Here is a 10,466-nt window from a genome sequence, read left to right as displayed (position 1 = left end):
TTATTCATGACTAAATACGGGGATAAAAAAATCGTTATCGTCGGGTTGGGCCTTACGGGCCTTTCCTGCGTTGATTTTTTCATCACACGTGGTGTGATTCCGCGCGTGATGGATACCCGTATAGTACCCCCGGGCAGCGATAGGCTGCCTGATGACGTTGAGTGTCACACTGGAAGTTTAAATGCCCAATGGCTGATGAATGCTGATTTAATTGTTATCAGCCCGGGGATTGCGTTGGCAACCCCTGAATTACAAGCAGCGGCGGATGCTGGTGTTGAAATTATCGGTGATATTGAGCTGTTTTGTCGTGTGGCAACGGCACCGATTGTTGCCATAACGGGTTCAAACGGTAAAAGCACCGTGACCATGTTAGTGGGTGCGATGGCAAAAGAAGCCGGATGGCAAGTTGGTGTGGGCGGAAATATCGGGGTTCCTGCACTGGAATTACTGAAAAAACCTTGCCAATTGTATGTATTGGAGCTTTCCAGTTTTCAGCTCGAAACCACTTACAGTCTCAAAGCCGCAGCCGCAACCGTGCTGAATGTGACTGAAGACCATATGGTTCGTTACCCTAAAGGGGTATCACAATACCGTGCGGCGAAACTGCGTATCTATGATCAAGCAAAAGTATGCGTAGTGAATGCGCTGGATGAACTGACCTGGCCGATAGAAAGCAAGAGTAGCGGCTATATCAGCTTTGGTGTGGATAGCGGTGATTATCAGCTTGATAGTGAGCATCAACAATTGGTGGTCAATCAATGTCCCGTTCTGGTAACCCGTGAAATGCAGTTGGCCGGGCAACATAATTATGCTAACGGGCTGGCGGCATTGGTACTGGCAGATGCTGTAGGTATTCCTCGTGAAGCCAGTATTCAGGCATTGCGTGCATTTTCAGGTCTGGAACACCGTTTTCAGGTCGTCCATATGAGAAATGGCGTTCGCTGGGTCAATGACTCCAAGGCAACCAATGTCGGTAGCACACAAGCCGCTCTCAGTGGATTGAAAGTAGAAGGTACGCTCTATCTTTTAGTCGGTGGAGATGGAAAAGCGGCTGATTTTGCTCCGCTTAAGCCCTACATATCGGCGAATAATATTCGTCTTTACTGTTTCGGCCGTGATGGGATGCAGCTGGCGCAACTGCGTCCTGAAATCGCAACACTGATAGAAACGATGGAACAGGCAATGAGAGAAATCGCATCCAGGCTGGTCGCTGGCGATATGGTACTGCTGTCTCCCGCCTGTGCGAGTTTTGATCAATTCAGTGGGTTCGAACATCGTGGCCATGAATTTGCCCGTTTGGCAGAGGAGCTAGGCTGATGACCACTCCAGGCTTCGGTAAATTTAAAAATTGGCTGGCGGGAAATGTGGAAGCCGATACCACAGATATCGTCATGTATGATCGTACCCTGGTCTGGATGATATTGGGGTTGACTGTGATCGGTTTTATCATGGTGACATCAGCCTCAATGCCTGTTGGTCAACGTCTTGCTAAAGATCCGTTTATCTTTGCGCAACGTGATGCGATTTACTTGGGGCTGTGCTTTTTCTTGTCTTTGATCACACTGCGCATTCCAATGGCGTTCTGGCAACGTTACAGCTATGTCATGTTGTTCGGCACAATCATGATGTTAGTTGTGGTGCTCTTTGTCGGTAGCTCAGTTAATGGCGCATCACGTTGGGTAGCGATAGGCCCATTGCGTATTCAGCCTGCTGAATTATCGAAATTATCGCTTTTTTGTTACCTTTCCAGCTATCTGGTCAGAAAAGTAGAGGAAGTGAGAAACAATTTCTGGGGATTCTGCAAGCCGATGGGGGTCATGATTGCATTGGCTATTTTACTGCTGGCTCAGCCTGATTTGGGAACCGTGATTGTATTGTTTGTCACAACACTGACATTACTGTTTCTGGCGGGTGCGAAGTTGTGGCAATTCCTTGCCATCATTGGTTGCGGAATATTTGCCGTTTGCGTACTGATTATCGCTGAGCCTTACCGTATACGCAGGGTGACCTCTTTTCTGAATCCGTGGGAGGATCCGTTCGGTAGCGGTTATCAGTTAACCCAGTCATTAATGGCATTTGGTCGCGGAGATTTCTTCGGGCAAGGCTTGGGAAATTCAGTTCAGAAATTGGAGTATCTGCCTGAAGCGCATACTGATTTTATTTTCTCAATTATTGCTGAGGAATTAGGTTATTTCGGTGTGGTTTTAGTGTTGGCAATGGTATTCTTCGTCGCTTTCCGCGCAATGATGATTGGTCACCGGGCATTACAGCTTGATCAACGGTTTTCTGGTTTTCTGGCTTGTGCAATCGGTATCTGGTTCAGCTTTCAGGCATTCATCAATGTAGGGGCAGCGGCGGGTATATTGCCAACAAAAGGTCTGACTTTGCCTCTGGTGAGTTACGGTGGTTCGAGTCTGATTGTGATGTCAACGGCTATCGTGTTGTTATTGCGAATTGATTATGAAGTACGTCTGGCGAAAGCACAGGCGTTCGTAAGGAGCCCTAAATGAGTGGCAAAAACCGGCGATTAATGGTGATGGCAGGTGGTACGGGCGGTCATGTGTTTCCGGGACTGGCGGTTGCCCATCATTTAAAAGAGCAGGGGTGGGAAATCCGCTGGTTGGGAACCTCTGATCGCATGGAAGCCGATTTAGTGCCGAAACATGGTATTGATATCGAATTTATTCAAATTTCAGGATTGAGGGGCAAAGGAATCAAAGCATTGCTGGCCGCTCCTATAAGAATTTTTAAGGCAATCCGGCAGGCAAAAGCCATTATGCAACGTTACCAGCCGGATGTTGTACTGGGAATGGGCGGATATGTTTCTGGGCCGGGTGGAATAGCCGCATGGTTATGTGGCATTCCGGTTGTATTACATGAACAAAATGGTATTGCGGGGCTGACCAATCGCTGGTTGGCTAAAATCGCAAAAACGGTTTTACAGGCCTTTCCGGGCGCATTTCCTAACGCACCGGTTGTCGGTAACCCTGTACGGGAAGATGTACTGGCTCTACCCGTACCTGAGCAGCGTTTGACCGGACGTGAAGGCCCTGTGCGGGTTCTGGTTGTCGGGGGAAGTCAGGGTGCAAGGATTTTGAACCAAATCATGCCAGAAGTAGCAGCTCGTTTGGGGAATAAAATCACACTATGGCATCAGGCCGGAAAAGGTGCTCAGGAAGAAACACAGAAAAAATATGAAAATTCAGTTAAATCTGAATTCAAAGTGACTGAATTTATTGATGATATGGCGCAGGCTTATGCGTGGGCAGATATTGTGGTGTGCCGTTCTGGCGCTCTGACGGTCAGCGAAATTTCTGCTGCGGGTTTACCCGCGATCTTTGTTCCATTTCAACATAAAGATCGCCAGCAGTATTGGAATGCTTTGCCATTGGAAAAAGTGGGAGCCGCGAAGATACTCGAGCAGCCTACATTTACGGCAGATGCCGTAGCAGAACTGTTAATGCAGTGGCAACGCCCGCAATTACTGGAGATGGCAGAAAAGTCACGCTCAGTCGCCATTATCAATGCAACTGAGCGTGTGGCAGCAGCGCTGATTGATGCTGTTGAAAATCATTCAAGCCGTTCTAGTTCTAAATAGCGTTCTAGTAAGTAGAAAGTAGAACGGTGACGTAAACATAACGAGTGAAGATTAAAACGTGAATACACAACAGTTGGCGAAATTAAGAGCTTCAGTGCCTGAGATGAGAAAAGTCAGGCATATCCACTTTGTCGGCATTGGTGGTGCTGGCATGGGTGGCATCGCCGAGGTGTTGGCTAATGAAGGTTATCAGATAAGCGGTTCTGATCTGGCACCCAACCCAGTCACACAACAGCTGATTGCACTGGGTGCAAACATTTATTTTAATCACCGTCCGGAAAATGTACGGGGTGCCAGTGTTGTGGTTGCATCCACTGCCATTCCTGCGGATAACCCTGAGATTATGGCGGCTCGTGAAGCCCGCATTCCGGTAATCCGCCGCGCAGAAATGCTGGCAGAGCTGATGCGTTACCGCCACGGTATTGCTATCGCGGGAACACATGGAAAAACCACGACAACCGCAATGATTGCGGGCATCTATGCACAGGCGGGTCTTGATCCGACATTCGTCAATGGCGGTTTGGTAAAAGCGGCGGGTACACATGCACGTTTAGGCAGCAGCCGTTACCTGATAGCGGAAGCAGATGAAAGCGACGCTTCATTCCTGCATTTGCAGCCTATGATGGCGGTTGTCACCAATATTGAAGCTGATCACATGGACACCTATCAGGGAAATTTCGAAAATCTGAAACAGACGTTCGTTAATTTTCTGCATAACCTGCCGTTTTATGGTCGTGCAGTGATGTGCATTGATGATCCTGTCGTGAAGGAATTGATTCCCCGTATTGGGCGTTATATTACGACTTACGGGTTCAGTGAAGAAGCGGATGTCCGTATTACCCATTATGAACAGAAAGGCGCTCAGGGATTTTTCACTATCAGCCGTAACGACCTGCCAGACCTGCATGTAGTGTTAAATGCCCCGGGACGCCACAACGCATTGAATGCGACGGCAGCGGTAGCAGTAGCAACAGAAGAAGGCATTAATGATGCCGCAATTCTGACAGCGCTGGCAGAGTTTCAGGGAACGGGACGCCGATTTGATTTTCTGGGGGAATTTGCCCTCAAACATATCAATAACAAAGAAGGTGGCGTGATGTTGGTTGATGATTATGGCCATCACCCAACCGAAGTTGATGCCACGATCAAAGCTGCACGGGCTGGCTGGACGGATAAACGTATTGTGATGGTATTTCAGCCACATCGTTATACGAGAACCCGTGATTTATATGATGATTTCGCTAATGTTTTAAGTCAGGTAGATGTTCTATTGATGCTGGATGTATATACCGCAGGTGAAACCCCGATCCCAGGGGCAGATAGTCGTTCTTTATGCCGGACTATCCGTAGCCGTGGGAAATTGGAACCAATTTTTGTGTCAGATTCAGAGCAAATTTCATCCATACTGTCACGGGTGATGGAAAACAATGACTTAGTTTTGGTTCAGGGTGCCGGTAATATCGGTAAAATAGCGCGCAATCTGGCTGAAACAAAATTGCAGCCATCTTTTAATGAGGGAGAGCATCATGGTTGATAAAGTCGCAGTTTTGTTGGGCGGAACGTCTGCTGAACGTGAAGTTTCACTGCAATCAGGGCAGTCAGTTTTGGCTGGGCTGAAAGAAGCGGGCATTAATGCTTATTCAGTCGATACAAAAGACTTTGATGTGACTAAACTCAAAGAAGAGGGGTTCAGTAAAGTTTTTATCGCTTTGCATGGCCGTGGTGGTGAAGATGGTACTCTGCAAGGTTTACTGGAGTTTTTACAGCTTCCTTACACAGGCAGTGGTGTGATGGCATCAGCTTTGTCAATGGACAAATTGCGTACAAAACAGCTATGGCAGGGAGCAAAACTGCCTATTTCTTCTTATGTTGCGATTAATTTTCAAAATTTTAAACAACTTAGTGATTTTCAACTCAAAGATTATGTCCGAGAATTAGGTCTACCGTTAATGGTCAAACCAAATCTGGAAGGTTCCAGTGTGGGCATGACCAAAGTGAATGACTATTCCGAGCTGCGTGATGCATTAGAACTGGCATTCAAATATGACAGCAATATATTGATTGAGGAATGGTTGTTTGGCCCTGAATATACCGTGGGTTTTTTGGGTGATGAAGCTCTTCCTTCTATCCGGATTCAGGCTCCGGATGTGTTTTATGACTACGATGCGAAATATATTTCCAACGAAACACAATACTTTTGTCCAAGTGGCTTGAGTATCGAAAAAGAGCAGGAATTGATAGATATCGCATCAAGGGCATATAAAGCGCTGGGATGCAGTGGCTGGGGACGCGTTGATATCATGGATGATGGCAAGGGTAATTTCTATCTGTTAGAGGCAAATACCTCTCCGGGCATGACCAGTCATAGTTTGGTACCAATTGCTGCGCGTCAGGCCGGACTCAGTTTTTCCCAACTTGTAGCGAGAATTTTGGAATTGGCTGATTGATATGTCACAGGCAGCCCGGAATATCCGGGAGCGGGAGATCGAAGCTCAGGGGATACGCCCCAGTAATGGTTATCATCTGATAGGGATTATCTTCTTCCTGATGGTAATCGGCACCATCATATGGGGGGGTTGGATGACACTGGACTGGATGAAAGACTCTAGTCGATTACCGCTTTCAAAACTGGTGTTAACCGGTGAACGCCATTACACCACGAATGATGATGTCAGGCAGGCTATTTTGTCTCTGGGAACCCCAGGAACATTTATGACACAGGATGTCAATGTCATTCAGGAAAATATTGAACAACTGCCATGGATTCGGCAAGTTACTGTGCGTAAACAATGGCCTGATGAACTGAAAATACATCTGGTAGAATACGTGCCTTATGCGCGCTGGAACGATACGCAAATGCTGGATGCAGAAGGTCGGGTGTTTAGTTTGCCCATGGAACGCAGTATTAATGGGCAATACCCGATGCTGTATGGTCCTGAAAGCAAAGAAAAAGATGTATTGGAAGGATATAGCACAATGACAGCTTTCCTTTCAACGCATCAAATAAAATTGAAAACGGTGATCATGACAGCGCGTAATTCCTGGCAATTGATACTGGATAACGATATCCGGTTAGAGTTAGGAAATCGAGATAATATGGAGCGAATAAAACGTTTTATTGAACTTTATCCTGTGTTGTTGAAAAACACGGAAAAACGCGTGACTTATATCGATTTACGTTATGACAGCGGTGCTGCGGTTGGTTGGGCTCCTTTATTAACTGATACGCCAGTTTCAATGAACGGGCAAGAAAACAAACAGTGACTGGTAATAATACAGAGACAGGCAGAATAACGATGATCAAATCAACGGACAGAAAATTGGTAGTTGGTCTTGAAATCGGGACAGCAAAAGTATCTGCCCTGGTTGGTGAAATTCTGCCCGATGGTATGGTTAATATTATCGGAGTAGGAAGTTGCCCATCCCGTGGCATGGATAAAGGTGGTGTCAACGATCTTGAATCGGTTGTTAAGTGCGTCCAACGTGCAATAGATCAGGCTGAACTGATGGCAGATTGCCAGATCTCGTCGGTCTATTTGGCGCTTTCCGGCAAGCATATTAGTTGTCAGAACGAAATTGGTATGGTGCCGATTTCGGAAGAAGAAGTGACACAAGATGATGTGGACAGTGTTGTCCATACAGCCAAATCGGTTCGTGTTCGTGATGAGCACCGTATTTTGCATGTAATCCCACAGGAATACGCGATCGACTATCAGGAAGGGATTAAAAATCCAGTTGGGCTTTCTGGTGTGCGTATGCAGGCGAAAGTTCACTTGATTACCTGTCATAACGACATGGCAAAAAATATTGTAAAAGCTGTTGAACGTTGTGGGCTGAAAGTTGACCAACTTATTTTTGCCGGACTGGCAGCAAGTTATGCTGTATTAACGGAAGACGAAAAAGAACTTGGGGTATGTGTTGTTGATATCGGCGGTGGAACGATGGATATCGCTGTATATACCGGCGGTGCATTGCGTCATACCAAGGTTATTCCTTATGCAGGAAATGTTGTTACCAGTGATATCGCCTATGCGTTTGGTACCCCCCCAAGTGATGCTGAAACCATCAAGGTTCGTCATGGATGCGCATTGGGTTCAATAGTGAGCAAAGATGAGAGCGTGGAAGTCCCAAGTGTGGGAGGACGGCCTCCCCGTAGCTTGCAGCGTCAGACACTGGCGGAAGTAATAGAACCCCGTTATACCGAACTGCTGAATTTAGTGAATGATGAAATTTTGCGATTGCAGGAACAGTTGCGTCAGCAGGGAGTAAAGCACCACTTGGCAGCAGGGATTGTCCTGACAGGGGGAGGCGCCCAGATTGATGGATTGGCCGATTGTGCCCAGCGGGTATTCCATACCCAAGTTCGTATTGGCCGTCCTCTGAACATCACTGGGCTGACAGATTATGTGCAGGAGCCTTGCTACTCAACAGCAGTTGGGCTTCTGCATTATGGCAAAGAATCCCACCTTGGCGGAGATTCTGATGCCGATAAAAGAACGTCAGTGAGCGGCTGGTTTAATAAAATCAGCAACTGGCTGAAAAAAGAATTTTGATTTTTTATACAGAGGCTAAGACAATGTCGCCTGCCTCGATATAAAGGCACAAAACGGAGAGAAATTATGTTTGAACCACTGGAATTAACCAATGACGCGGTGATTAAGGTCATCGGCGTCGGCGGTGGCGGCGGTAATGCTGTTGAGCACATGGTGCGTGAACGCATTGAAGGAGTAGACTTCTTTGCGATTAACACGGATGCTCAGGCATTACGTAAGACAGCTGTTGGTCAGACTATCCAGATTGGCAACGGCATTACGAAAGGATTGGGCGCTGGTGCAAACCCTGAAGTTGGCCGTACTGCTGCGGAAGAAGATCGCGAATCATTGCGTACCGCATTGGAAGGGGCTGACATGGTATTCATCGCTGCGGGTATGGGTGGTGGTACAGGAACAGGTGCAGCGCCCGTTGTAGCTGAAATTGCCAAAGAACTTGGCATTCTGACCGTGGCTGTCGTGACTAAGCCATTTAACTTCGAAGGCAAAAAGCGTATGGCCTTCGCGGAACAAGGAATCACTGAACTGTCCAAACATGTGGACTCATTGATTACTATTCCAAATGACAAATTGTTGAAAGTTTTGGGGCGCGGAATTTCCCTGCTGGATGCGTTTGGTGCGGCAAATGATGTTCTGAAAGGAGCGGTTCAGGGTATTGCTGAGCTGATCACTCGCCCGGGGCTGATGAACGTTGACTTCGCTGACGTTCGTACCGTGATGTCTGAAATGGGTTATGCCATGATGGGTTCAGGTATTGCACAAGGTGAAGATCGTGCGGAAGAAGCTGCAGAAATGGCTATCTCCAGCCCGCTGTTGGAAGATATCGACCTATCTGGTGCGCGTGGTGTTCTGGTTAACATCACCGCGGGTTTTGACCTGCGTCTGGACGAATTCGAAACAGTTGGTAACACAATCCGTGCATTTGCTTCTGATAATGCAACCGTGGTTATCGGCACATCATTGGATCCGGACATGAACGATGAACTGCGTGTTACTGTTGTTGCAACGGGTATAGGGATGGACAAGCGTCCGGAAATTACTCTGGTGACCAATAACAAAGCTCCTCAGACAAACACAATGGATCGCCGTTACCAGCAGATGCCTGGCGGAATCTCTTCATTGTCTGATGAAAGCAAACCAGCAGCAAAAGTAGTTAATGACCAAAATACACATACAAGCAAAGAGCCTGATTATCTTGATATTCCAGCATTTTTGCGTAAGCAGGCTGACTAATAGCTAAAAAATTGGTTTCTCCGCTTTTTGTGCTAAAATATCCTGCCAATCATACTTTATAATGGTTGGCGGGATAAGTAACACTGCGAGATATAAACGATGATCAAACAAAGGACATTAAAACGTATTGTTCAAGCGACTGGCGTTGGTTTACATACCGGTAAGAAAGTCACGCTGACAATGCGTCCAGCACCGGCTAATACCGGGGTCATCTATCGTCGTACTGACTTGAATCCTCCGGTTGATTTTCCGGCTGATGCCAAATCTGTGCGTGATACTATGCTCTGTACTTGCTTGGTGAATGAGCATAATGTGCGGATTTCAACTGTTGAGCATTTGAATGCAGCATTGGCAGGTTTGGGAATCGACAACATTGTTATTGACGTCGATGCACCAGAAATCCCGATTATGGATGGTAGTGCCAGCCCGTTCGTTTTCCTGTTATTGGATGCAGGTATTGAAGAACTGAATGTTGCGAAGAAATTCGTACGTGTGAAAGAAACTGTTCGCGTGGAAGATGGTGATAAATGGGCTGAATTAGCACCATATCACGGTTTCAGTCTGGATTTTACCATCGACTTTAACCATCCGGCGATTGATTCCGGTTCACAGCGTTATAGTATGGACTTTTCAGCGGATTCATTCGTTCGTCAGATTAGCCGTGCCCGTACTTTTGGATTTATGCGTGATATTGAGTACTTACAATCTCAAGGTCTGTGCCTTGGTGGCAGCTTCGATTGTGCGATTGTGGTAGATGATTACCGTGTACTCAATGAAGATGGTTTGCGTTTTCATGATGAATTTGTTCGTCATAAAATGTTGGATGCCATCGGCGATCTGTTTATGTGTGGTTACAACATTATTGGCGCCTTTACCGCGTTCAAATCGGGTCATGCACTGAACAACAAGCTACTGCAAACCGTTTTGGCGCAAGAAAGTGCTTGGGAATTTGTCACATTTGAAGATGAGGCTGAAATGCCGCTGGCTTTCCGTGCCCCTTCATTAGTGTTGGCATAATGGCTAATGTGTGTGTTTCCAACATGTATATTAACTAAAAGAGTGTTGAGAACATTCCTATGATGCAC

The 10,466-nt window shown here is 46.7% G+C and carries 9 protein-coding genes; all 9 read left to right on the top strand.

What is annotated here, in order from left to right; genetic code table 11:
• Positions 1 to 6 precede the first annotated feature (6 nt).
• The 9 genes from murD to lpxC all read left to right on the top strand — a co-directional run bounded on the left by murD (position 7) and on the right by lpxC (position 10,398).
• Positions 7 to 1,317 (top strand): UDP-N-acetylmuramoyl-L-alanine--D-glutamate ligase, encoded by a 1,311-nt coding sequence (gene murD, locus AC5JQI_RS14375; RefSeq protein WP_493914692.1) that lies wholly within the window; start codon positions 7 to 9, stop codon positions 1,315 to 1,317.
• Positions 1,317 to 2,510 (top strand): cell division protein FtsW, encoded by a 1,194-nt coding sequence (ftsW, locus tag AC5JQI_RS14370; RefSeq protein ID WP_493912663.1) that lies wholly within the window; start codon positions 1,317 to 1,319, stop codon positions 2,508 to 2,510. Before murD ends, ftsW begins: the two co-directional genes overlap by 1 nt.
• Positions 2,507 to 3,598, top strand: a complete 1,092-nt coding sequence (gene murG, locus AC5JQI_RS14365) for an undecaprenyldiphospho-muramoylpentapeptide beta-N-acetylglucosaminyltransferase (protein WP_493912662.1) — start codon at positions 2,507 to 2,509, stop codon at positions 3,596 to 3,598. Before ftsW ends, murG begins: the two co-directional genes overlap by 4 nt.
• 58 nt (positions 3,599 to 3,656) lie before the next feature.
• Entirely contained in the window at positions 3,657 to 5,132 is a 1,476-nt protein-coding gene (murC, locus tag AC5JQI_RS14360) for a UDP-N-acetylmuramate--L-alanine ligase (protein WP_493912661.1), read from the top strand.
• Positions 5,125 to 6,045 carry a D-alanine--D-alanine ligase gene (locus AC5JQI_RS14355; protein ID WP_493912660.1) on the top strand — a complete coding sequence of 307 codons (921 nt, stop codon included), beginning with the start codon at positions 5,125 to 5,127 and terminating at the stop codon, positions 6,043 to 6,045. The genes murC and AC5JQI_RS14355 overlap by 8 nt, the downstream gene beginning before the upstream one ends.
• Before the next feature lies 1 nt (position 6,046).
• Positions 6,047 to 6,862 carry a cell division protein FtsQ gene (ftsQ, locus tag AC5JQI_RS14350; RefSeq protein ID WP_493912659.1) on the top strand — a complete coding sequence of 272 codons (816 nt, stop codon included), beginning with the start codon at positions 6,047 to 6,049 and terminating at the stop codon, positions 6,860 to 6,862.
• Between the two features lie 32 nt (positions 6,863 to 6,894).
• Complete coding sequence (ftsA, locus tag AC5JQI_RS14345; protein ID WP_323854706.1) at positions 6,895 to 8,151, top strand: cell division protein FtsA; 1,257 nt, start codon at positions 6,895 to 6,897, stop codon at positions 8,149 to 8,151.
• Between the two features lie 66 nt (positions 8,152 to 8,217).
• On the top strand, positions 8,218 to 9,381 hold the full coding sequence (gene ftsZ, locus AC5JQI_RS14340; protein WP_237385655.1) for a cell division protein FtsZ: 1,164 nt from the start codon (positions 8,218 to 8,220) through the stop codon (positions 9,379 to 9,381).
• A 99-nt stretch (positions 9,382 to 9,480) separates the two neighbouring features.
• Positions 9,481 to 10,398: a UDP-3-O-acyl-N-acetylglucosamine deacetylase gene (lpxC, locus tag AC5JQI_RS14335; protein ID WP_237385654.1), complete on the top strand. Its 918-nt coding sequence runs from the start codon at positions 9,481 to 9,483 to the stop codon at positions 10,396 to 10,398.
• The last annotated feature ends 68 nt before the right edge of the window (positions 10,399 to 10,466 follow it).

Source organism: Xenorhabdus sp. XBWT (assembly GCF_059072735.1).
The sequence above is the reverse complement of the archived record's forward strand: the minus strand, read 5'-3'. Positions and strand labels throughout refer to the sequence as shown.

Excerpts from the sequence above, each read along its gene's own strand:
- murD (WP_493914692.1), top strand. The coding sequence starts at position 7 with ATGACTAAATACGGGGATAAAAAAATCGTTATCGTCGGGTTGGGCCTT.
- ftsW (WP_493912663.1), top strand. The coding sequence starts at position 1,317 with ATGACCACTCCAGGCTTCGGTAAATTTAAAAATTGGCTGGCGGGAAAT.
- murG (WP_493912662.1), top strand. The coding sequence starts at position 2,507 with ATGAGTGGCAAAAACCGGCGATTAATGGTGATGGCAGGTGGTACGGGC.
- AC5JQI_RS14355 (WP_493912660.1), top strand. The coding sequence starts at position 5,125 with ATGGTTGATAAAGTCGCAGTTTTGTTGGGCGGAACGTCTGCTGAACGT.
- ftsQ (WP_493912659.1), top strand. The coding sequence starts at position 6,047 with ATGTCACAGGCAGCCCGGAATATCCGGGAGCGGGAGATCGAAGCTCAG.
- ftsA (WP_323854706.1), top strand. The coding sequence starts at position 6,895 with ATGATCAAATCAACGGACAGAAAATTGGTAGTTGGTCTTGAAATCGGG.
- ftsZ (WP_237385655.1), top strand. The coding sequence starts at position 8,218 with ATGTTTGAACCACTGGAATTAACCAATGACGCGGTGATTAAGGTCATC.
- lpxC (WP_237385654.1), top strand. The coding sequence starts at position 9,481 with ATGATCAAACAAAGGACATTAAAACGTATTGTTCAAGCGACTGGCGTT.